21 protein-coding genes are annotated in these 22,359 nt (G+C 71.1%); 8 read left to right on the forward strand and 13 right to left on the reverse strand.

Annotated elements, in window-relative coordinates:
• Nucleotides 1-63: 63 nt before the first annotated feature.
• The 3 genes from ABZ470_RS21645 to ABZ470_RS21655 form a co-directional block, all read right to left on the reverse strand.
• The gene (locus tag ABZ470_RS21645) at nucleotides 64-420 is read right to left on the reverse strand and encodes an arsenate reductase family protein (RefSeq protein WP_352012449.1); all 357 of its coding nucleotides are present in this window, start codon (nucleotides 418-420) and stop codon (nucleotides 64-66) included.
• A 115-nt stretch (nucleotides 421-535) separates the two neighbouring features.
• Complete coding sequence (locus ABZ470_RS21650; protein ID WP_362913268.1) at nucleotides 536-961, reverse strand: hypothetical protein; 426 nt, start codon at nucleotides 959-961, stop codon at nucleotides 536-538.
• Nucleotides 962-1,018: 57 nt separating this feature from the next.
• A complete protein-coding gene (locus ABZ470_RS21655) occupies nucleotides 1,019-1,543 on the reverse strand; it encodes a DUF2231 domain-containing protein (RefSeq protein WP_362913270.1) in 525 nt (174 codons plus the stop codon).
• A 129-nt stretch (nucleotides 1,544-1,672) separates the two neighbouring features.
• On the opposite strand from ABZ470_RS21655, the gene ABZ470_RS21660 reads away from it, so the two are divergent.
• Complete coding sequence (locus ABZ470_RS21660; protein ID WP_362913272.1) at nucleotides 1,673-2,404, forward strand: helix-turn-helix domain-containing protein; 732 nt, start codon at nucleotides 1,673-1,675, stop codon at nucleotides 2,402-2,404.
• 19 nt (nucleotides 2,405-2,423) lie between these two features.
• Here ABZ470_RS21660 and ABZ470_RS21665 read toward each other — a convergent pair whose 3' ends face one another.
• Nucleotides 2,424-3,041, reverse strand: a complete 618-nt coding sequence (locus tag ABZ470_RS21665; protein WP_362781502.1) for a TetR/AcrR family transcriptional regulator — start codon at nucleotides 3,039-3,041, stop codon at nucleotides 2,424-2,426.
• Between the two features lie 115 nt (nucleotides 3,042-3,156).
• Here ABZ470_RS21665 and ABZ470_RS21670 point away from each other — a divergent pair, with 115 nt between their 5' ends.
• A complete protein-coding gene (locus tag ABZ470_RS21670) occupies nucleotides 3,157-4,182 on the forward strand; it encodes a hypothetical protein (protein WP_362913274.1) in 1,026 nt (341 codons plus the stop codon).
• 9 nt (nucleotides 4,183-4,191) lie between these two features.
• Here the strand turns inward: ABZ470_RS21670 and ABZ470_RS21675 are convergent, their stop codons facing one another.
• From ABZ470_RS21675 to ABZ470_RS21690, 4 genes are all read right to left on the reverse strand, one after another.
• Entirely contained in the window at nucleotides 4,192-5,181 is a 990-nt protein-coding gene (locus tag ABZ470_RS21675) for an NADPH:quinone reductase (RefSeq protein ID WP_362913276.1), read from the reverse strand.
• Nucleotides 5,182-5,290: 109 nt separating this feature from the next.
• Complete coding sequence (locus ABZ470_RS21680; protein ID WP_362913278.1) at nucleotides 5,291-6,142, reverse strand: alpha/beta fold hydrolase; 852 nt, start codon at nucleotides 6,140-6,142, stop codon at nucleotides 5,291-5,293.
• Nucleotides 6,139-6,261 carry a hypothetical protein gene (locus tag ABZ470_RS21685; RefSeq protein ID WP_362913280.1) on the reverse strand — a complete coding sequence of 41 codons (123 nt, stop codon included), beginning with the start codon at nucleotides 6,259-6,261 and terminating at the stop codon, nucleotides 6,139-6,141. The genes ABZ470_RS21680 and ABZ470_RS21685 overlap by 4 nt, the downstream gene beginning before the upstream one ends.
• A 190-nt stretch (nucleotides 6,262-6,451) precedes the next feature.
• Nucleotides 6,452-9,337, reverse strand: coding sequence for a BTAD domain-containing putative transcriptional regulator (locus ABZ470_RS21690; RefSeq protein WP_362913282.1), 2,886 nt, complete (start codon nucleotides 9,335-9,337; stop codon nucleotides 6,452-6,454).
• Between the two features lie 233 nt (nucleotides 9,338-9,570).
• Between ABZ470_RS21690 and ABZ470_RS21695 the strand changes: the two genes are divergently transcribed.
• Entirely contained in the window at nucleotides 9,571-9,831 is a 261-nt protein-coding gene (locus ABZ470_RS21695) for a hypothetical protein (protein WP_352012458.1), read from the forward strand.
• Between the two features lie 53 nt (nucleotides 9,832-9,884).
• Here ABZ470_RS21695 and ABZ470_RS21700 read toward each other — a convergent pair whose 3' ends face one another.
• The 3 genes from ABZ470_RS21700 to ABZ470_RS21710 all read right to left on the reverse strand — a co-directional run bounded on the left by ABZ470_RS21700 (nucleotide 9,885) and on the right by ABZ470_RS21710 (nucleotide 13,662).
• Complete coding sequence (locus ABZ470_RS21700; protein ID WP_362913284.1) at nucleotides 9,885-10,712, reverse strand: alpha/beta hydrolase; 828 nt, start codon at nucleotides 10,710-10,712, stop codon at nucleotides 9,885-9,887.
• 205 nt (nucleotides 10,713-10,917) lie between these two features.
• A complete protein-coding gene (locus tag ABZ470_RS21705; RefSeq protein WP_362913286.1) occupies nucleotides 10,918-11,460 on the reverse strand; it encodes a hypothetical protein in 543 nt (180 codons plus the stop codon).
• A gap of 165 nt (nucleotides 11,461-11,625) precedes the next feature.
• Nucleotides 11,626-13,662, reverse strand: a complete 2,037-nt coding sequence (locus tag ABZ470_RS21710; protein ID WP_362913288.1) for a catalase — start codon at nucleotides 13,660-13,662, stop codon at nucleotides 11,626-11,628.
• A 382-nt stretch (nucleotides 13,663-14,044) separates the two neighbouring features.
• Between ABZ470_RS21710 and ABZ470_RS21715 the strand changes: the two genes are divergently transcribed.
• Nucleotides 14,045-16,303, forward strand: a complete 2,259-nt coding sequence (locus tag ABZ470_RS21715) for a PxKF domain-containing protein (protein WP_362913290.1) — start codon at nucleotides 14,045-14,047, stop codon at nucleotides 16,301-16,303.
• Between the two features lie 270 nt (nucleotides 16,304-16,573).
• Here the strand turns inward: ABZ470_RS21715 and ABZ470_RS21720 are convergent, their stop codons facing one another.
• The gene (locus ABZ470_RS21720) at nucleotides 16,574-17,455 is read right to left on the reverse strand and encodes a TetR/AcrR family transcriptional regulator (protein WP_362913292.1); all 882 of its coding nucleotides are present in this window, start codon (nucleotides 17,453-17,455) and stop codon (nucleotides 16,574-16,576) included.
• A gap of 54 nt (nucleotides 17,456-17,509) precedes the next feature.
• Between ABZ470_RS21720 and ABZ470_RS21725 the strand changes: the two genes are divergently transcribed.
• From ABZ470_RS21725 to ABZ470_RS21735, 3 genes are read left to right on the forward strand one after another with little or no spacing between them, the layout of a single operon-like run.
• A complete protein-coding gene (locus ABZ470_RS21725) occupies nucleotides 17,510-19,252 on the forward strand; it encodes a right-handed parallel beta-helix repeat-containing protein (RefSeq protein ID WP_362913294.1) in 1,743 nt (580 codons plus the stop codon).
• 43 nt (nucleotides 19,253-19,295) lie between these two features.
• Nucleotides 19,296-19,790, forward strand: a complete 495-nt coding sequence (locus tag ABZ470_RS21730; RefSeq protein WP_362781457.1) for a nuclear transport factor 2 family protein — start codon at nucleotides 19,296-19,298, stop codon at nucleotides 19,788-19,790.
• Nucleotides 19,791-19,841: 51 nt separating this feature from the next.
• A complete protein-coding gene (locus tag ABZ470_RS21735; protein ID WP_362913296.1) occupies nucleotides 19,842-20,420 on the forward strand; it encodes a TetR/AcrR family transcriptional regulator in 579 nt (192 codons plus the stop codon).
• 10 nt (nucleotides 20,421-20,430) lie between these two features.
• Here the strand turns inward: ABZ470_RS21735 and ABZ470_RS21740 are convergent, their stop codons facing one another.
• Nucleotides 20,431-21,882: an MFS transporter gene (locus tag ABZ470_RS21740; protein ID WP_362913298.1), complete on the reverse strand. Its 1,452-nt coding sequence runs from the start codon at nucleotides 21,880-21,882 to the stop codon at nucleotides 20,431-20,433.
• A 24-nt stretch (nucleotides 21,883-21,906) separates the two neighbouring features.
• On the opposite strand from ABZ470_RS21740, the gene ABZ470_RS21745 reads away from it, so the two are divergent.
• Entirely contained in the window at nucleotides 21,907-22,356 is a 450-nt protein-coding gene (locus ABZ470_RS21745) for a MerR family transcriptional regulator (RefSeq protein ID WP_352012469.1), read from the forward strand.
• Nucleotides 22,357-22,359: the final 3 nt, after the last annotated feature.

A 22,359-nucleotide genomic window follows, 5' to 3' on the forward strand; every position in this document is an offset into this window, starting at 1 on the left:
GTGGGGCCTTCGCCGACGTCGGCGAAGGCCCCACCCCTGAACGCCGTGGTGCGGGGCCGGCCGTCACGGCAGGAGGGACCGTACGGATTCGGGTGTGCGGCCGACCACCGCCGTTCCGTCGTCCGCGGTGATGATGGGCCGCTGGATCAGGATCGGGTGAGCGGCCAGCGCCGCGATCCACCGGGGGCGGTGGCTTTCGTCGCGTGGCCACGTGGTGAGGCCCAGTTCGGCCGCCGCGGGTTCGGCGAGACGGGCGATGTCCCAGGGCTGCATGCCGAGACGCCGCAGCACGTCTTCGATCTCCTGGGCGGTGGGCGGCTCCTCCAGGTAGCGCCGCACGGTGTAGGCGGCACCCGCCTCGTCGAGCAGTGAAAGAGCGGAGGCGCATTTGCTGCACGCGGGGTTGATCCAGATTTCCACGATGTGATCCTTCCAGCTGCGGGCGTGCCGGTCATCCGGGCAGGCGGTCAGGGCGGGGAACCGGCGACGCGAGCGGGCCTCGGCGCGCGGGGCGCCGAGGAGGGCGAGGTCTCCGTCAGCCGCCGCCGACGCCCAGGGCGGAGAGCAGGACGAGGAGCACGGTCACGACGGCGAACAACCCGTGCGCGGCGACCACGACGACCGGGAAGTGCCGCTCGGCGGGGGCGGTGCGCTCACCCGCCGACGGGACGGTGGTGGTACGTGCCCGGTACACCGGGATCCACCGGGCCAGCATGACGAACCCGAGCAGGGCGACGGGTACCAGCAGGACGAAGGCGATCCAGGCCAGCGCGTTCAGGTCGGCGACGAGGTAGACGACCCAGACGACCAGGCCGACGGCGGCCAGCGCGAAATGGCCGAAGATCACCGGGACCGGCAGGTGGCTACCGCCGCGGGCACCACCGCGTGAGAGCCAGGTGCCGAGCATGTGGAAGCCGCCGAGCGCGGTGACCACCCAGGTGACCAGTGCGGCGATGTTCATGAAAACTCCAGATTGCTCATGGTGGCCGCCCCGGGGACCGTGCGGCGACCGATGCTGTCAGTGGGTACGGCCCGCGGGTGCGAACCCCTCGGCCTGTGTCGCCTCGTCGGCCACCCGGACGCCGTAGCGGTAGGAGAGCCTGCCGCCCAGCCATCCCGCCACCGCCAAGGCCAGGAAGGAGGCGGCGTTGAGGGCCAGCGGCCCGGCGGGGACGCCGCCGGTGACGGCCTCGGAGTACCGCCACAGGAAATTGCCGAGGTAGGCGACGGTCGCCAGCAGGTTCAGCGTCATGTGGATCAGCGCCAGCCGGAACGCGCGGGTGGCCGTGGGGATGGCGAACAGGTCCAGGAATCCGGCCATGGCCGCGCCCAGGGCGCCGACCACCCCGATCGCGATCAGCCACATCGCTCCCTGGGACAGGAAGCGCGGATCCGCCACGAACTGTGAGGCGATGTCGAAGGCCAGGCCGGCCGCCCAGGCACCGATCGGGATCGTGACCAGCATGGGGTGGAACGGGTGTCCGTACGGGCCGGCGAGCGCGGCGCTGACCGGCTGCTTGGCCTGGTGTGGCCGGGTTGTCATGACCACCTCCTTTTCACCAATGGATTTTGGTCTTATTAGGGGTGGCGGTCAAGCGATGCCGATGAGAAAGGCCTCCACCCATCGTCCGACAGCGCATGCTGGCATTATCGTGAAGGAGTGACCTCTGACATGAGCCAGCCGGCCTCTCCGGCGGACGCCGCGCTCGACTCCCTCAGCGTGCTCGGCGAAGGCACCCGGCGGCAGATCTTCGCCTTCATCCGCCGTGCCCGCCGGCCCGTCACACGCGAGGAGACCGCCGCCGACGTCGGCATCTCCCGCAAGCTCGCCGCGTTCCACCTGGACAAGCTGGTCGACGCCGGACTGCTCCGCACCCGGCATGCGTCGCCGACCGGCCTGCGCAAGGTCGGACGGCAGCCCAAGCTCTACGAGCCGACCGACAGCCCCATCCAGGTCAGCATTCCCGACCGCCGCCACGAACTGCTGGCCGCTCTCCTCCTCCGGGCCGTCCTGGCCGAAGGCGAGAACGAGACCGCCGCGAACGCCGCCATACGCACCGCCAGGCAGCACGGCGACGAACTCGGCGGCCAGGACCGCGCGCGCCTGCGGCCTGGCAGGATCGGCGCCGAACGCGGCCTGACCCTGTGCGAGCAGATGCTCAACCAGCACGGCTTCGAGCCCGCCCGCGAGGCCCCCGACCGGCTACGGCTGCGCAACTGCCCCTTCCACCCTCTCGCCGCCCAGGCCCCCGACCTCGTCTGCGGCATGAACCACGCCTTCCTCACCGGATACCTGCAAGGACTGCAGGCCGGAGCCGTTCGGGCGGTTCTCGCTCCGCGCTCCGGCGAATGCTGTGTCCAGCTGCAGCACGCGCAGCCGCAGGACCCGCCCAAGGCCGGCTGACACCCGGGCGTGCGCGAGGTCAGTTCCGGGCCGGGGCGCGCCGCCGTACCAGGGGGAGGTAGACCTCGTCGACGATCTCGACGAGGACGTCGTCGGGAGCGGTGGGGACCCCGCGCACGACGAACTCGTTGCGCAGCAGGACCATGGCCACGGTGGCGACCCGTGGAGTGAGCGCCTCGGGGGCCACCTCGCCGCGCGCGAGCGCGCGTTCCAGGACGGTCAGCCACGGGGCCGCGGCGTCGTCACCGGACCGGTCCTGCAACTGTTCCAGGAGTTCCGAGGCCCCTCCGGCCGCGGCGAACAGCTCGCGCAGGATCGCGCCCTGCGGGGAGCTCCAGTAGCGGTTGGCCTGGCGGAGCAGTGCCAGGACGTCGCCCCGCAGGTCGCCGGTGTCGTCGGGGGAGATCGTCGTGGTCAGCCGCCGGTAGGCGGCGACGCCGAGCGCGAGGCGGTTCGGCCAGCGACGGTAGATGGCGTTCTTGTTGGTCCCGGCTCGCGCGGCGACCCTGTCCATGGTCAGCCCGGCGTATCCGGCCTCGGCCAGTTCGTCGGCCGCGGCGCTCAGGATCGCCTCCTCCAGGGCGGCCCCACGCCTCCTGGTACGTCCCGCCGGACTGCCTGCCGCGTCCTCTGTCATGGCTCTTCCCGTAGTCGATACCGGCCGTGCCCTCCCATCCTTGTTGCCGTCCCTCCCTCGCACAAATAGGGTACTTGGAGTACCTTAAAACTCCCTCCAGAGAAAGGCACAGCACGTGCGCGCCAAGGGCATCAGCTATGACACCGGCTTCGTCGTCAACGGAACGATCGGTCACCGGCGGTTCGCCGCGGAGAACGTCAGGCGTGACATGCGCGCCATCCGCGACGACCTGAACTGCACCGCGGTCCGCGTCATGGGCGGCGACCCCGAACGGATCGAACTCGCCGCGGAGTGCGCCGCCGACCTCGGCCTCGAAGTCTGGTTCTCCCCGTACCCGCTCGAACTGACCCCCGGCGAGATGTTGTCGCTGTTCGCCGACTGCGCCGAACGCGCGGAGCGGCTCCGGCTGAGGGGAGCCGAGGTCGTGTTCGTCACCGGCGCCGAACTCTGCCTGATGAACAAGGGATTCCTGCCCGGTGACAGCATCGACGAGCGAGTCGGGCTGCTGAGCAGGCCGGACCAGGTGCGCGAGCAGATCGGCACGGTCGGCGCACGGGTCAACGACTTCCTCGCCGAAGCGGTGGCGCTCGTCCGCGAACGCTTCGGCGGAAAGGTGACCTACGCCTCCGTGCCGCTCGAACGCGTCAACTGGGAGCCCTTCGACATCATGTCCGTGGACCTCTATCGGTCGGCTGAGATCGCCGACCGGTTCGCCGCCGGTGTCCACGGACTCGTCGCGCAGGGCAAGCCGGTCGCGATCACCGAGTTCGGCGCGGCGAGCTACCGGGGGGCGGGGGACAGGGGAGCCCTCGGCCTGGAGGTCGTCGAGTACGACCCGGCCACCCGCGCGCCCGTCCGGCTGAACGGCGAGTACGAACGTGACGAGGCCGGACAGGCCGCGTACGTGCGTGAACTGCTTGAGGTCTTCGACGCCGGAGGCGTCGACAGCGCCTTCGTGTTCACCTTCGCGCTCTACGACCACCCGTACCGCCCCGGTGGCGACCCCCGCGACGACCTGGACCTGGCCAGCTACGGCGTCGTCAAGGTCCACGAGGACCCGGAGAGGCCGTGGGAACCCAAGGCCGCCTTCCACTCCATCGCCGCCTACTACCGCTCCTCGCCGGAACCCGCGGCCCGGTGACCACCACCCCTACGGGGAGAGCACGAGCCTGCCGTTGACGTCTCCCGTCTCCAGCCTGCGGTGTGCCTGGGCGGCCTGCGACAGTGGGAGCCGCCCGGCGACACGGGGACGCCACCGGGTCTCGCGCAGCAGGAAGGCGACGCCGCCTGCCGCGTCGGCGAGATCGGCGACGGAGGCGTTGCTGATCGCGAACCCCACGACGGAGGCGTCCCGGGTGTAGAGGGAGCCGAGCGGCAGCGCCGGGGTGGCGTGCAGCCCGGCCATCACCACCAGCCGCCCGCCACGGGCGAGAAGACCGACCCCGGCGGCCAGGTCCCCGCGTCCCGAGGTGTCCGCCCACACGCGGTAGCCGCCGGGCGCGGCCGTACGCAGGCCGTCGGCCAGGTCCGGGTCGCGGTAGTCGAGGACCTCGGCGGCGCCCAGCGCGCGGACGGAGGCGAAGTCCTCCGGACGCGCGGTGGCGACCACGCGCGCCCCCGCCGCCACGGCCAGGGCGACCGCGGCGGATCCGACGTTGCCCGCCCCGCCGCCGACGTGGACGTTCTCCCCGGCCCGCAGCCGCCCGTGCCGGAACAGGGCCAGCCACGCGGTCGCCGCCGGGTGGGCGGCCGCGACCAGGTCGGCCTCGTCGACGCCCGGCGGAACCGGGTACAGCCGGTCGGCGGCGACCACGGCGTACTCGGCGAAGGATCCCTGCCTGCCGGCGTGCCCCAGGCTGTTGCACCACACCGGCAGCCCCGGGGAGAAGCCGGTCGCGCCGGGTCCCACGGCGGCCACCTCGCCGACCAGGTCCCGGCCGATCACGAACGGCGACGGCATGGGCGTGGGGTAGGCGCCCGAGCGCACGAAGACGTCCACCGGGTCGGCGGCGACCATGCGCACCCGCACCAGGACGTCGGTGGGGCCGATGTCCGGCACCGGTATCCGGCCGTAGCGGATGGCCTCGGCGGGACCGGGGCCCGTGACGTGGGCGGCGTACATGTGCGCGGGCAGGGACATCGGTGCGCTCCGTCGTGTTCGTGGTCCTCGGGTGCCGTAAACGCTCCCGAGCGGCACGGCCGTACAGAAGGACCGACACGCCCGTCGCCTCGATCTCACCGTGAGGAGCTCACTGCGTGGCGGACGTCCGCCGCAGATGGGCGAGGACGACCTCGCTCTGGCCGACGACGGAGTGCCCGACTCCCGGCAGCAGGCGAACCGTCGCGTGCGGGACGGTCTCGTTCAGGCGCCGGACGGTGTCCTGCGAGTCGAGCATGGCGTCACGGTCACCGACGACGGCCAGCACGGGCATGGTCAGCTTCCGCAGCGTGTCGTCGGAGAAGACCGGCAACCGCTTACGGGGGAGGAACTGCCGGAAGGTGAGGGCCATCCCCTCAAGGAACTCCTCGGAACCCGGCATGTCGAGCCCCGCGACCGTCTCAAGCGTTTTGCGCTGTCCCCACAGACCGAACCGGTTCAGCAGTACGGCCTTCGGCAGCCAGCCCCACTTCTGCCTGCCGATTCCGGCGGGGCACAGCAGCGCCAGGCACTCCACCCGGTCCGGGCGGCGGGTGGCGTAGTCCAGCGCCAGCCAGCCACCGAGCGAGGCGCCGACCACGGACGTCCTCGACACCCCGAGTTCCCGCAGGACGTCGTCCAGCCAGAGGGCGTACGCCTCGGAGTCAAGCGGAGGGCGGGAGGGGGCGCTCAGGCCGGGCTCACCGATCATGTCGACGGCGTGGACGCGGAAGTGTTCGGCCCAGGAGGCCACCTCCGCGACCCACATCGCCGCGTTGGTGCCCGAGCCGTGCAACAGCACCAGCGGCGGCGCGTCCTCGGGGCCGGAGACCACGACGAAGGTCTCTCCCTCGCGGGTCGGGACCCTCCGGTGCTCGTAAGGAACGGGCCAGGTACGCAGGGTCTGGACGTACCGCTCGCGGATGCGCCGGCCGCCGTCCTCGGTCCGGTAGATGGCGGTCATGGCCTGACCACCGCGCCGGTGCGCCTCGGAGTCCGCCCGCCGCCGCCCGCGACGATGACCTTCATGTGACCCTCTCCTTCGTCGATGTGCCGTCCCCGCCCCGCCGGGTGCTCGCGCATCCGGACGAAGAGGGGAATCGCGATTCCCCAAAATCACCTTAACACCCCTCTTTAAGGGAATAATAGGGAATATTAGGGAGTCGAGCAGGCCGGTCGCCGCCCAGGAAGCAGGAGGCAAGAGATGCCGGAAGTCTCGGCGGCCGCCGTCTCAAGACCCCGCGGGACCTCCGGGCCCGAAACGGGACGACCGTCACCGGGTCGCCCCGCTCTCCGAGGAGGTGTGAACCACCCCATGCCTCTCCAGGGCCTCGACCAGGCAGGACGGCCACGGGGAGGCGTCCTCGGTCCTGGCCCCCCGTTCGAGGGCCGCGGCGTAGGAGCGGGCGTCGAGGTTGTCGCGCACCAGCCGTACGGCCTCGATGTGCATCTCGTGGAAGGGGCGCAGGGTGATGAGGCCGACGCCCACGGCCTGGCGCAGATGACGGGCGGCGCCGAGGAGCTCGGCGGCCCGGTGGTACTGCCCGGCGGCGGCGACGGCCCAGGCCAGCGCCTCCGCTCCCCAGACGGGACCCCAGCGGTCGTCGATGTCGCGCTGGCGGACCAGGGAGTCGCGCAGCAGCTCGATGGCCGCGACGGTGTCGCCGAGCCGCAGCCTGGTCAGCCCGAGCGTCCACAGTGCCCATGATTGGGCCCAGGCCGCGCCGTTCGCCTCGGCCTCCTCCAGGTAGGCGTCTCCCGCGGCGCGCGCGACGTCCGGGACGCCGAGGAAGGCGCAGGCCATCGCCCAGAGCATGGTGGCCATGTGGGCGTCTCCCCGGGCACCAGCCCGCCGGAACATGTCCCTGGCCCGTGCCAGCACGGGGATCGCCCCGGCGTCGGAATGGGTGAGCATCGCATGGGCGCCCTCCAGATAGGTGGCGACGGGCGAGGCCGGGGCGCGGTGTTCGGCGAGATACCTCTCGGCGAGCCGGTGGTCGCCCTGCAGGAGGGCCACCCAGCTCAGCATCGCCAGCGCGTCGGTGCGCCGGGGGCCGGGCGCGGACAACGCGCAGGTGCGCTCCAGCCAGTGGCGGCCCTCACCGATGGTGCTGGTGAAGAACCAGGACCGGACACGGGTGAGGTTGACGGCGATCTCCAGGCCGTTGTCCGCCTGCCCCGGCTCGGTGACGCAGAAGTCCAGCGCCGTCCGCAGGTTGGGCAGCTCCCTTCGCAGCCGGGACAGCCACTCGACCTCGCGGACGCCGCACCACTCGGCCGCGGCGGTGGCGACCAGTCTCTGGTAGTGGTCGCGGTGGAGCCGCCGCAGCCGGGCTTCCGCGCCCATGTCGGCCAGTCTCCGCCCGCCGTACTGACGGATGGTCTCCAGAAGGCGGTAGCGCGTACGGAGACCCTGGGTCCGCGCCAGCAGGACCGACTTGTGGCACAGGCTCGCCAGCAGATCCACGACGTCCCGGCGAGCGATGCCCGAGCCGGAGCACACGGCTTCGGCCGCCTCCAGGTCGAAACCGCTGGAGAAGACCGAAAGGCGCGCCCAGAGCAGACGTTCCGGCTCGGTGCACAGCTCGTGGCTCCAGTCGATGACGTCCCACAACGTCCGGTGGTAGCGGGGCATGGCCCGGATGTCGCCGCCCAGCGGACGAAAGCAGTCATCGAGGCGCTCCAGGATCTCCGCGATGGACAGCGTGCCCAGCCGTACGGCGGCCAGTTCGATGGCCAGCGGGATGCCGTCCAGGCGCCTGCACAGCTGGACGACGAGGTCGTGGTTGTCGTGGGTGACACGGAAGTCCGGTGCCGCCGCCGCGGCCCGCGCCACCAGCAACGCCACCGCGTCGTAGCCGGTCAGCGGACGCTCCCGGGACGCGGCGGCCACGGGCGGCAGGGTGAGCGGGGGCACCACCAGCACGTGCTCGTGGCGCAGGCCGAGCCGGTGCCTGCTGGTCGTCAGCATCCGCAGGCCCGGGGCGGCCCTGAGCAGGGTGTCGGCCAGAGCGCCGACCGCGGCGGCCACGTGCTCACAGTTGTCCAGCACCAGCAGCAGCCGCCTGTCACGCAGGAAGTCGGCCAGGACGTCGGCGGGCGGACGCGCGGACTGGTCGCGGATTCTCAGCGCCTGGACCACGAGGTGCTCAAGTGGCCGTCCTTCCGGCAACGCGGTCAGGTCGGCCAGCCACACCCCGTCGGGGAAGTCCCCGGACAGCTCGGCCGCCGCCCGCAGGGCCAGCCGGGTCTTGCCCACCCCGCCCGCGCCGGTCAGGGTGACCAGCCGGTTTCCTCTCACCAGACGCCCGATGTCGGCGAGCTGACGTGCCCGGCCGATGAACGTCGTCACCTCGGCGGGCAGGTTGCCGCGCACCCGCGGTGGGCTGACGTAGGCCAGCGCGGGGCTGGCGGTGAGCAACCGCCGGTGCAGTTCACGCAGCTCGTCGCCGGGATCGACGCCGAGTTGCTCGACCAGCGCGTCCCTGGCGTTGTGATAGCAGCGCAGGCTCTCGCCCCGGCGTCCCGACCGGTACAGCGCGAGCATCCGCTGCCTCCACAGTCGCTCCCTGAGCGGGTGCGCGGTGGTCAGCCCGTGCAGCTCGGCCAGCACGTCCTCGTGCCGTCCCAGCGCCAGGTCCGCCTCGATGCGAAGCTCAAGGGCGTCGAGCCTGCGTTCGTCGAGCACGGGGACGACGTCACGGCGTATGACCTCTGATCCGATGTCCGCGAGCGCCTCTCCGCGCCACAGGCGCAACGCCTCCCGAAGCAGCGTGGCGGCCTGCTCCGTCTCCTCGACGGCGGCCGCCGCCCGCGCGCGGCGCACCAGGGCGTCGAAACGGTGCAGGTCCAGCGTGTCGGCGGGCAGCTCGATCGCATACCCCCTCGGGTGCGTCGTCAGCGGGCACTCCCACCCCGCCCCGTTCAGCAGACGACGCAGCCGCAGCACGTAGTTCTGCAGCGTGTTGCGGGCGCCGTTGGGGGCGTCGTCCCCCCATACGCGTTCGATCAGCGTCTCGACGGTGACCACGCGATTGGCGTCCAGGAGCAGCGCCGCGAGCAGGGTGCGCAGCTTGGCCGCTCGGATGGTCAGGCGGTTGCCGTGGTGCAGGACCTCGACCGGCCCCAGAATCCTGAACTCGAAACCCAACCCTTTCACAGCGAATTGTAATCACATCATTACCCTCAGCTCGCAACGCGTCACGTACGGGCCCGCGACGGAGCGGTGCGCGTGACCGGCGGGTGACCGGCGTGTCGGCGGCCTCCACCACGCTACGAGTGACCGGGGCGCGCGACCCCACGGCACTGGGCGCGGGATCCCGGGTCGCGCCGCCCCGGTCCGCCGGAACGGGCACCGCCGTACGGCGTGCGAAGACAAGCGAAGGAGACGACATGACGACCAGGTTCCGTCCGGTGGCGCTGGCCGCCGCCGTGCTGGGCTCCGCCTGCCTGCTGACCGCGGGCCCGGCACACGCCACCGTCGCGACCGAGGGCACCGCCGTGCAGGCGCTCGGCGACGACGTCTACCGTGACTGGTTCACGAGCCACGCCAGGTGCGTGACCGCGGGCCAGGGCGGGATCGACCGGGGGCACTGGGGGCACTACACCTGCTCCGAGGGCGACGTGTTCTGGCACCTGTGGACCGACCGCTGAGCCGGCCCGCCGTGAGGGTGGTGCCCGTCGTGCGGACGGGCACCACCCGCGGGTCATGAGTTCAGGAATTCCAGCAGGTCGGTGTTGAACTTCTCCTTGTCGCCGGGCACCAGCGCGATGCCGTGTGAGCCGCCCTTGTACACCTTGTAGGTCGAGTTCGGGATGAGCTTCGAGGACTTGTCCGCCGAGGCCGCGATCGGCACGACCTGGTCGTCGTCACCGTGGATGATCAGGGTGGGAATGTCGAACCTCTTCAGGTCCTGGGTGAAGTCGGTGGAGGAGAAGGCGTCCACGCAGACCACCCCGGCCTCGATGTTCTCGGCCATGGCCATCAGCCAGAAGGCGTCCTTGTTGCCCTGCGTCACCTTGTTACCGGGCCGGTTGGCGCCGAAGAAGCCCTCCGCGGAGTCCTTCCAGAACTGCGAGCGTTCGGCGAGGATACCGGCCTTGATCTTGTCGAACACCCCCTGGGGGGTGCCCTCGGGGTTGTCGTCCGTCTTGAGCATCAGCGGCGGGACCGCCGACAGCAGCACGGCCTTACTGATGCGGTCGGTGCCGTGCCGGCCGATGTAACGGGCCAGCTCCCCGCCTCCCATGGAGTGCGCGACCAGCGTGACGTCACGCAGGTCGAGCTTGGTGATGAGGTCGTTGAGATCGTCGGCGAAGGTGTCGAAGTCGTAGCCGTCGTGGGGGTGACTTGAGCGGCCGTGCCCCCGGCGGTCGTGCGCGATGGCCCGGAAGCCGTGGTCCTTGACCAGTTTCAGCTGGTCCTGCCAGGCGTCCGCGTTCAGTGGCCAGCCGTGGATGAAGATGACCGGCGGCCCGCTGCCCCAGTCGTAGAAGAAGATCTCTGTGCCGTCGCGCGTGGTCACGTAAGGCATGCCGTACCCTCCGAAGGTCTCCCGGGACGCGGATTGGCCATGGATGGCCGGTGGCTCCGGCGTCGTCACGGAGGCGATACCGCCGGGGGCGCAGAGGTAAGGCCAAAGCGAGGTCTGCGGATTTTTGCCCGTCTGCCGGAATCGGTCCGCCGGTCCCTGGGCGGACGGATTCCGGCCGGGGACCTCTCGACGTGTCCCGGTGAGGTCAGTTCCCGCGTTCGTGTCCGGCCGCCCTGAGTGCCTCGCCGAGAACGCGAACCGCCTTCGGCCCTACTCCGTGCATCGCCATCAGGTCGGCCTCGGTCAGTTCGGCGACCTGGGCGAGAGTGGTGATGCCGATGCCGGCGAGCGCCCGGGTGGCGGGCCCTCCGATGGCCTTGGGCAGGTCACCGGTCTCACCGGCGACCGCCGTCTCTCCGGCGGCGGCCTGCCGCGCGAGCTGTCGCGGCGCGTGGGAGAACCAGGCGCGGCGCACCCAGTGGTTGAGCTGCTGACCGTCGATGTCCACGAGCGGGACACGTACGCCGGCCGACGTCCCGTCGTGGGACAGCGGCTCCGCGGTCGGGTACGCCGCGAGAACCTTCTCCGCCTCCGTTGCGGGGAGGTGAAGGTGCACGTGGTCGTTGTCTTCCGTCGAGGCGAACAGGCTGCCGTGCACGGTGAACGCGATCACGCCGGGGCGGTCACCCTGCTCGGCGGTCCCGGGGAGGGAGAGCGCGGTCTTGCGAAGCTGGGCGAAAGTCGTCATGGGTCACTTTGGCATGCAGGACCGACAGAAGCTCCGTACGGCACGGATCGGGGGACCTCTCGGCGTCGTCACCGACGCCGAGAGGTCCGCCGTGTTCCCGCGCCGGCGGACGGCTCGGATGTCCTGGCGGTCTCCGGCCCGAAGGCCGGAGGCCGCCTCTCCCGCTCAGGCGGGGAAGGACGCCACGTCGCGGTCGTAGTGCCGGTGCCGGACGACGGCGTCGACGAACCGCTGGACGAAGTCGTCTCCCGCTGAGGCCTCGACGACCCCCTGGCGGCCGGGCAGCGCGGCGGCCCGCAACAGGGCCTCGCCGTCCGGCAGCACACCGATGGCCTTGCCGTGCTTGAAGGCCTCGCGGACGAACTGTACGGCGTAGCCGTCGTCCGCCTGCCCCTCACCGCCGGTGCACAGCACCGCGTCGTACAGTACCGACGAGGCCGCGCTGACCTGCTTGTCGACCGACAGCGGCCCGGCCATGCCCTCGTGCGGGGCGACCACGTCGCAGATCGCCTTCCCGTTCTCCAGCTCCTGGATCACGGGGTAGAGCGCCTCGGCGTCGGTGTGGTCGCTCACCAGGACCGCGATCTTGCGGGTGGCCAGGGACGAGGGCTGGTCGGCCTGGCTGAGCGCGGGGGAGGACCTGCCGTGGTTGACGCCCTTGGCCGTCGGCGCGGGCAGGCCGAGCCCCGCGGCCACGTGCGCGGCCAGCCCGGTGTCGACGTTGGTCAGCCGCTCGACCACCTGCTCCTTGATGTAGCGGCGCTCGACGTGCCCGAGTTCGAACAGGAACGCCTTGACGATGTGGTCCTTCTCCCAGGGGGCTATGCTGTTCCAGAACAGCGTGGCCTGGCTGTAGTGGTCGCCGAAGCTGGGGCTGCGCTTGCGGATCTTCTCGCCCTCGACCCGTTCGGTGTAGTGCCGGAAGACCCCGGTCATGTCACCGCTGAGCACGCCGGTCGCCGGGCAGCCCCCGCTGATGGAGTTCTTGGAGTAGCTCGTCCGGCTGGTGTGGATCATGTGCTGGTGGAAGCCGTCGCGGTTGTCGTTGTGCACCGGCGCGACCGCCCTGTTGATCGGGATCTGCTGGAAGTTCGGGCCGCCGAGGCGGAGCAGCTGGGTGTCGAGGTAGGAGAAGTTGCGGCCCTGCAGCAGCGGGTCGTTGGTGAAGTCGATGCCCGGCACCACGTTGGCGGTGCAGAAGGCGACCTGCTCGGTCTCGGCGAAGAAGTTATCCGGGTTGCGGTTGAGGGTCAGCTTGCCGACCGCCCGCAACGGCACCTCCTCCTCCGGAATGATCTTCGTGGCGTCGAGGAGGTCGAAGTCGAACTTGTGCTCGTCCTCTTCCGGCACGAGCTGGAGGCCCAGCTCCCACTCGGGGTAGTCGCCGTTCTCGATGGCGTCCCACAGGTCACGGCGGTTGAAGTCGGGGTCGTTGCCCTGGATGCGCAGCACCTCGTCCCACACCAGCGAGTGGGTGCCGAGCTTGGGCCGCCAGTGGAACTTGCAGAAGGTGCCCCGCCCCTCGGCGTTGACCAGCCGGAAGGTGTGCACACCGAAGCCCTGCATCATCCGGTAGCTGCGCGGGATCGCCCGGTCCGACATCAGCCACATGATCATGTGCATGGTCTCCGGCTGCAGTTGCACGAAGTCCCACAGGGTGTCGTGCGCCGACTGGGCCTGCGGGATCTCGTTGTGCGGTTCGGGCTTGACCGAGTGCACGAAGTCGGAGAACTTGATCGCGTCCTGGATGAAGAACACCGGGAAGTTGTTGCCGACCAGGTCGTAGTTGCCCTGCCGGGTGAAGAACTTGGTGGCGAACCCGCGCACGTCGCGCACCGTGTCGGCCGATCCGCGCGAGCCCGCGACGGTGGAGAAGCGCACGAAGACCGGGGTGACCAGCGAAGGGTCGCACAGGAAGTCGGCGCAGGTGTACTCGGCCAGGGACTCGTACACCTGGAAGACGCCGTGCGCGCCCGAACCGCGGGCGTGCACCACCCGCTCCGGGATGCGCTCGTGGTCGAAGCGCATCACCTTCTCCCGGAAGTGGAAGTCCTCCAGGATGGTCGGGCCGCGCTCACCGATCGACAGTGAGTTGTCGGTGTCGTCGACACGGACGCCCTGGTCGGTGGTGTACCGGGTGTCCGCCGAGTCCACCCGATACTGGTCGAGCTGCTGCTGTTTCCGGTTGCCGTCGTCTGCCACAGGTCCCCCACGGTCGAGATGAGATCGAAGCCGGGGGGCCAATCGCGCTTATACCCCCATCACCCACCCGGTCACCCCGGTCAGTCGTGAGCACCGTGGGATTCCCGGCGGATCCGGCGCGTCGCCGGACCCCTAGGAGGACTCATCCGCCGTTTCCGCGAGGACGGCCGGCGCTCCGGGCGTCGTCCTCGTCCCAGCCGCGTGGAACGGTCCCGTCCGCGAGGCGCGTCTCCTCCGGGGTGCGAGCGAGGCGACCCTTGACCCTTGGTTTGCCCGCCTGGTACTAATCGCCAACCTTGTCCTCACCCTCCGCACCCCGGAGGGTCCAGAGGGTGGGGACGCCATGCGGACTTTCACGTCCGCCATGACCAGGAGGTTCTCCGTGAGGAGTTCACTCAGACGACCTCGGCGACTTGAGCGACTGACCGTCATCGGTGGCCTGGCGACCGCGTTGTCCCTCGGGACCGTTCCGGCGTCCGCCGGTGGCGTACAGCTTCAGGCGCTGCCAGCCTCCAACCTGACGGCCGCGGCGTCCGCGACGGCGGACGCGCCACTGCCGGACTACGACAAAGAGATCGTCGGCCGGTTCGACTCGGCCAACTCCGTCAACCACATCCGGCACCTCGCCGTGGACATCGGCCCACGCCTGAACGGCACCCCGCAGGAGCGGGAGGGCGCGGAGTACATCGGCGGGATCCTGAAGTCCTACGGCTTCAAGGTGACCCTCCAGCAGTGGGGCCCGGTCTCGACCAAACGCGTCGCGAAGGTCACGTCCTCGGACGCCGACCTGCCCGGCGGGCCGAACTGGCAGATGGCCGCCTCGGCCAGCGGGAAGTTCACCGGCGACACCGGCGTGAAGGGCCAGGTGGTCGACGCCGGGACGGGCCAGTCCGCCACCGAGTTCCCGGCCGACACCGAGGGCAAGATCGTGCTGATGGACTACAGCACCAACGCCACGGTCCGCAACACCGCCGTGGCCAACGCGGTGAGCCGCGGCGCGCTCGCGGTCGTCCTGGCCTACCCGACCGGCAACTCCGCACCGCCGTCGTTCACCCTCACCACTCCCCAGCCGGGGATTCCGGTGGTCGGCGGCGGCAGCGCGCACAGCGCCTGGCTCAGGGGGCTCCTGGCCAAGGGTCCGCTGACGCTGACGATCGCGACGAACGAGTACGCGAACCCGATGGGCACCAACGTCATCGGCATCCGGCCCGCGGTCGGCGACCCGGACGGCACCACCGCGCCCATCGTCATGGTCGGCGCGCACATCGACTCGGTGCTGGGCGCGCCCGGCGCCCACGACGACGCCTCGGGCAACGGCGTCTCCCTGGAGGTCGCCCGGGTCCTCAGCCAGTACCCGCTGGACAAGGAACTGCGGATCGGCGGCTTCGGCGGTGAGGAGGGCGGTCTCCTCGGTGCCCGCGCGTACGTGAACACGCTGACCGCGGCGGAGAAGGCGCGGTTCGTCGGCGAGTGGCAGATGGACATGGTCGGCACGCCGTACGAGCCTGCCCGGCTGTGGGCGCTGACCCCGAACGGTCAGTCGAACTACGTGGTCCAGGAGGCCTACGAGTCGGCCGCCCGCGTCGGGTTCGACGGGCTGCGCAACTGCAGGCTCGGGCAGAGCGACCACCAGGCGTTCTACGACGTGGGCATCCCGTCCTCGCTGTTCATCTGGCTCGACTACCGGCCGCCGGCCCCGCCGGCCGTCTGCGGTCCCACGGGCGGGACGTACGTCACCGAGCCGCAGTACCACAGGCCGACGGACACGATGGACAACATCAGCCCCGAAAGGCTGCAGACCACCCTGGACGTCGTGGGCGGCGCGGTGGCGCACAACGCGCTGAACGCGGTGACGGTGTCCGCGCTCTCGGACGCCGGTCAGCCGCTGGCCGGGGCGCAGGTACGCGCCGACTGCGGCAACGGCCCGCGTGCCCTGGGCACCACCGGAGCCGACGGCAGGCTCAAGGCTGTCTTCCCGCACATCACGTGCGACTTCTCCGTGACCGCCGAGGGCGCGACGGCCACCGAGCGCGGAGTGGCGATCTCCGGTGACCACGCGGTGAAGGTGACCGTCGACCTCACCAAGCCGACGATCTCCCTCACCAGGCCCGCCGACGGCGCGGTCTACACGCTCGGGACGGCCACGACCGCGTCGTACCGGTGCGAGGACAACCTGTCCGGGATCGCCGGCTGCACCGGCACGGTGCCCGACGGCGGCCCGCTCGACACCTCCTCCGTCGGCTTCCACGACTTCACCGTCAAGGCCGTCGACAACGCGGGCAACACCGCGAGCCGGAAGGTGACCTACCAGGTCGTCTACCCCTGGCAGGCCTACTTCCCGGAGACGATGTCGGGCAAGGCGGGCAGCGCCGTACCGATCAAATTCAGCCTCGGCGGTGACCGCGGCACCGACGTCTTCGCCCCCGGCTACCCGGCTTCTCAGCAGGTGGCCTGTGACACCGGGAAACCGATCGGCCCGGCCGAACCGACCCGTAACCCGGGCAACTCGAAGATCAGCTACGGGGGCGGCCAGTACAACTACGTCTGGAAGACCGACAAGAGCTGGTCCGACACCTGCCGTCAGCTCCAGCTGAAGCTCGACGACGGCACCGGCCATTTCGCCGTCATCACGTTGAGGTAGCGGCGTAGCCGCGACACGACCGCCCGGCCGGGAGACGGGATCGGCCCCGTTCCCCGGCCGGGTTTCCATCGGCGCCGGCCCGCTTCCGGCCGATCCGTACCGGCTCGGCTCTTAGCCGGGGACCGGATTCAGGTTGCTGACACAGAATCTGGTGGTCGTGGCGTAGAACGCGGCCCCCGCCCGCCGGCCCGGCCGTCGAGACCTCCGCCGTGGTGTCCGCCCGGGGCCTGGGTCTCTCGCTCAGGGAGGTGACGTGAGTACGGTTCGCCGTCACGTGGCGTCGGACTTGCGTCTGCGGTAGGCCCGCTGGCGGCACGAGGGGGAGCAGTACGCCCTGGGGCGTCCCGAGGCGGGTTGTTCGACCGGCGTGCCGCACACGACACACACCCCCGTTTCGTCACTGGTTTCGTAACGTTTTTTGACCAGCAGCTCGATGCCGTCCAGCAGCCGGGCGAGGCCGAACTCGAAGGGGTCCTCCGGCCGGTCGTAGCCCCCCTCCTCCCACAGGCGAGCGATCACGGGGTAGCCGTTCAGCTGCTCGAACAGCGTGTCACGGCTTCCCCACCACTCCTCCTCACTGAGGCCGCTGTGCCGTTCGGCCTCGGCCGCCTCGACCAGCAGCAGCGCCTCCGAGTCGACGAACCTGCCGACGAGACCGGCCACCGCGATCACCTCGGAGGGGGGCAGGCCGGTCTCGGCGACCACGCCGAGCATCTGCTCGTAATGCGCGATGACGTTGGGGCCGGGCACGTGGCGCCCGCCCCGTATCTCCGACAGCCAGGGATGACGGCGGCGCAGCTCCCACCCCTGCCTGGCGCACGTCTCAAGCCGCGCCCGCCAGCCGTCCCTCCCCGTCGCGTCCGCGTTCACGCCCGCGTCCACGGTGCCCGGGCTCTCGCCCGTCACCGCGTCGCGCATGAGGTCGATGAGCTGCTCGCGGCCGGACACGTGCCGGTAGAGCGACATGGTGGTGAAGCCGAGCCGCTCGGCGACCTTGCGCATGGACAGCCCGGCCAGCCCCTCGGCGTCGGCCAGCTCGATGCCCGCGCGCACGATCCGGCCCAGGCTCAGCCCCCGCCTCGCCTCCGCGCCGTCCCGCCGCCACAGCAGTTCGACCGTGCGCTCAGGATCGTTCACCTTGTCATCCCTCATGTTTATGGTATACACCATGTGCACACCATAAACATGTTTCGAGAGGACACATCCATGATCGAACTGTTCGTCGCCCCCGGCGGGGACGACTCCGCCCCGGGGACGCGGGAACGCCCGTTCGCCACCCTCGGCCGTGCCGGGCTGGCGGCCCGCGCCCTGACCGGCGAGGTCGTCGTGCGGCTCAGGGCGGGCGCGTACGCGCTGACCGAGCCGCTCGAACTCACCGCCGCCCCCGGCCGTGACGGCCGTGACGGCCACGTCACCTACCAGGCCCACGGGTACGGCACCGCCGAACAGGAGGAGGTCGTCGTCAGCGGCGGCCGTACCGTCATCGGCTGGCGGGAACTGGACGGCGTGTGGCTGGCCGACGTCGGCGACCTGGAAACCCGCCAGCTCTACGTGGACGGCCGGCGGGCCGAACGGGCGGGTGTCGAGGCCCTGCCCGGCGAGATCACCCTGACCGAGACCGGCTACACCACCGACAGCACGGCGCCGTCGGCCTGGCGAAATCCGGGCGACGTGGAGTTCGTCCACCGGGGCGTCTACCCGTGGACCGAGGCCCGCATCGGTGTCGCCTCGGTCACGACCGGCGGCGACGGCACGGTGATCACCATGGCGCAGCCCGCGTTCGGACGCGCCCTGGAGCTGTACAACTCCACCTGGCAGGGCCAGACCTCACGGGGACCCGGCCTGCCGACCAGGGTGGAGAACGACGCCTCCTTCCTCACCGAGCCCGGCACGTTCGTCCTGGACCGCTCGCGCCCCGGGCGGCACGTCCTGCGTTACCTGCCCCTGCCCGGTGAGCACCCGGAACGCACCCGGGTGGTCGCGCCGGTCCTGGAGACACTGGTGCGTGTCACCGGCGGGCGCGGTGTGACCTTCCTCGGGGTGACGTTCGCCGAGGCCACCTGGCTGCGGCCGAGCGGGCCTGAGGGCTTCCTGCACTACCACGGCGGCGGCTTCCACGTCGGCGGCCCGATCGACACGGTCCCGATCGACGGCTCCGGCTCCTCGGTCACGGTGCCCCGGGAGCCCGTCACGATCCCGGCCTGCGTGGTGGTCGAGAACGCCTCCGGCGTGCGGTTCGAAGGGTGCCGCTTCACCCGGCTCGGCGCCACCGGGCTCGGTGTCTCCGCGTCGGAGGACGTCACGGTGCGCGGGTGCGACTTCGACACGCTCTCCGCCGGGGGGATCGTGGTCGGCGGCAGTCGTTCGGTCCTCGTCGAGGACAACCGGGTCCACCGCGTCGGCCTGGAGTTCTCCGGCTCGCCCGGCGTCGCGCTGAACGGCACGACCGGATGCACGGTCGCGCACAACCACATCGCCGACGTGCCCCACTGCGGCATCGTCGCCGGGCCCGGCACGGGCACCCGCGTCCTGAACAACCTCACGAGTGGCACGATGCAGGTGCTGGCCGACGGGGGAGGTGTCTATCTCGCCGGTCCGCAGGGCGGCTCCCACGACTCGGGGGCGGTCATCCGGGGCAACGTCATCGAGGACACGCGCACGCCGTACAACTTCGGCCTCTACACCGACTACGGCGCGGCGTGGGTGACGGTCGAGGAGAACCTGGTCGTCAGGGCCGACAGCACGGCCGTCCTGCACGTGTCGCCGCCGCTGGACAACGTCGTCTACCGGGGCAACCTGTGGGACGCCGACCCGGTCGGCGCCGACGCGCCGCCGCCGGGGGTTCTCTACGAGGACAACGTCACCTTCACCGGCGGGCCGGAGCCGGAGGCCGCCGCCGCGATCCGGGCCCGGGCCGGTCTCCTGCGGAAGGCCCCGGCGCCGTCCTGATCCGGGGTCCCGTTGACGCCTTCCCGCCCGCCGTACGGCTCTAATGGAGGGACTGCCGGACAACGCCGAGGAGACCGTCGTGACGACACGACCGCCCCTGCCGCCCTTCACCCTGGAAACCGCGCTGGAGAAGGTCCAGGCCGCCGAGGACGCCTGGAACACCCGTGACCCGGAACGGGTCGCGTCGGCCTACACCGAGGACTCCGTGTGGCGTAACCGCGATCGTTTCGTCACGGGCCGGGCGGAGATCGTGGCGTTCCTGCGGGAGAAGTGGGACCGGGAGCTTGACTACGCACTCCGCAAGGAGCTGTGGGGGTTCCACGGCGACCGGATCGCGGTGCGCTTCCAGTACGAGTGCCGGGACTCCTCCGGTCAGTGGTGGCGCAGCTACGGAAACGAGCTGTGGGAGTTCTCCCCGGAGGGGCTCATGAGCCGGAGGGAGGCCAGCATCAACGACACGCCGATCTTCGAGGACGACCGGCGCATCCACGGTCCCCGTCCGGCCGACCAGCGTGGCGTCCCGCTTCCGATCCGCTGAACAGATCGTTTCGATCGACGCTCGGATGTCTAGCGATGCTAGAATCGGGGGATGTCGGTACGGGAACGCAAGGAGCGCGAGCGGGCGCACCGCCACCAGCTGATCGTCACGACGGCTCGGGAGCTCGCCGAGGAGCAGGGGTGGGAGGCGGTCACCACACGCCGCCTGGCCGAACGCATCGAGTACAGCCAGCCCGTGCTCTACAGCCACTTCCGCGGCAAGCGTGAGATCGTCGGGGCCGTCGCCCTGGAGGGGTTCGCCGAACTGACGGCGGCGATGCGGCGCGCGGTCGCGGACTCCTCCGGGGGGCGGGCCGCGGTGTCCGCGCTCGCGGAGACGTATGTCGGTTTCGCCGAACGCAACCCCGCGCTGTACGACGCGATGTTCCTTCTCGACACCGGCCTGCCCTTCGCCGACGCGGCGACCCCCGCGCCGCTGCGCGAGGGGTTCGGCGCGCTGCTCGACACGCTTCGCGACGTGGCGGGGGACGCCGACCCGGGTCTGTTCGTCGAGGTCTTCTGGGCGGCCATGCACGGCCTGGTCGCGCTCACCCGCTCGGGCCGCCTGCCCGCGGAGGGGTCGGCACAGCGGCTCGACCTCCTGGTCGACAGGTTCGCCGGCAGGCCGTGACGGCACGCCGTCATGGCCTGCCGTCCAGGTCCTCGAACAGCGCGGCCGTCCGGTCCGCGCTCTCCAGGGCCCGGCGCCCGGTGGCGAGCAACCCCAAGGCCACGACGCAGACACCGAGCCCTGCCACCAGCCACCACACCCCCCGCTCGGCCGCGGTGAACGCCGTACCGCCGCGGGTGAGGGCCGGCCCCATGATCATTCCGGCGATCGCGACGCCCAGCGTGGTGCCGCTCTGCCGTCCCGCCGAGGCCAGTGAGGCGGCCACCCCGGCCATCGAACGGGGCATCCCGGAGACCGCCGTGTTGGTGATCGGCGGGTTGACGGCCCCCAGGAAGACGCCGAACAACAGGAACGTCACGAGCACGGCCGGCAACGGGGTCGCGGGGCCGAGCCGGAGCGAGGCCAGAGCACCCAGGGCCAGGGCGCTCCCGGCGACCACCAGCGGCAGCCGGGGGCCGCGCGCGCCGACCAGCCTTCCGGTGAGGGGGGAGAGCACCACGGTCAGCGCCCCGACCGGCAGCAGGCACAGCCCGGCCGCCAGCGCGGACATGCCGCGCACCTCCTGCAGGTACAGGGTGGTCACGAACAGGAAGGCGCCGAACCCGCACAGCGCGAAGAAGGCCATCAGGATCGCCGACCCGAACGGCACACTCCGGAAGAGCCGCAGTTCGAGCAGCGGATCGGTACGGCGTGGCTCGTGGCGCAGAACGCCCAGCACGCCGAGCGCGGCGACCACGAGCAGCCCCAGGATCACCGGTGAGGTCCAGCCGAGCCGCCGGGACTCGATCACCGCGTAGACGACGCAGCCCAGCACCACGACCACCAGGGCCTGACCGGCCGGGTCGAAGCGGCGCGGGCGAGGGGCACGGGACTCGGGAACGAACAGCGCGGCGCACCCGATCGCGGCGGCCACGACCGGCACGTTGACCCAGAAGACGGCGTGCCAGCCGAAACCGTCGACCAGGAGGCCGCCGAGGACCGGGCCGAGCGCCAGCGCCAGGCCGGTCGTCGCGCCGAACACGCCGATGGCCCTGGCCCGGTCCGCGGGCTCGGGGAAGGCGGTGGCGGCGATCGCCATGGCCACCGGGTTGAGCATCGTGCCGCCGACGGCCTGGACGACCCGTGCCGCGACCAGCCAGCCGACACTCGGCGCCAGCCCGCACAGCAGCGAGCCGATCCCGAAGGCCGCCAGGCCGATCTGGAAGACGCGTCTGCGGCCCACCCGGTCGGCGGTCGAGCCCGCCGGCACCAGGAAGGCGGCGAGCACCAGGGTGTAGGCGTCCACCGTCCACTGCAGGCCCGAGGCCGAGGCGTGCAGGTCACGGCGAATCGAGGGAAGCGCGACGTTGACGATGGAGATGTCCATGACCACGACGGCCGCGCTGACGCAGCAGATCGCGAGCACCAGGAGCCGGCGACCGGGCTCGTCGGCCGTGGTCCGGAATCGTGTCGGATGAATCACGACCGCGAGGCTAAGATTTAGAGCGTGCTCGAAGTCAATCCGCAGACGGCCCTCCCCGACGCCCAGGAGGGGCTGAGCATCGCCGAGGCCGCCCGCCGTACCGGGGTCAGCGTGCACACGCTGCGCTACTACGAGCGTGCCGGGCTGGTCGTCACCACCGTCGACCGCACCGTGGGCGGATGGCGGAGATACCGGAAGATCGACCTCGACTGGATCGTCGTCTGCACCAAGCTGAGGGCCACCGGCATGCCCATCAGGACCATCCGGCACTACGCCGAGCTCGTGGCGGCCGGGCCGGGCAACGAACGGGAACGGCTCGCCCTCCTGGAGGCGCACCGCGGCGAGGTGACCGCCAGGCTCGCCGAGGTACGGGAAAGTCTCGACCTCATCAGCCACAAGATCGACGTCTACCGGGGGCGGCTCGCCGCGGGAGACGCCGACCGGCTGTGGGCCCCCGACCCCGGCCACGACTGAGGC

Origin of the sequence: Streptosporangium sp. NPDC020072 (assembly GCF_040631445.1) — a bacterium.
In the GTDB taxonomy this organism is placed as follows: domain Bacteria; phylum Actinomycetota; class Actinomycetes; order Streptosporangiales; family Streptosporangiaceae; genus Streptosporangium.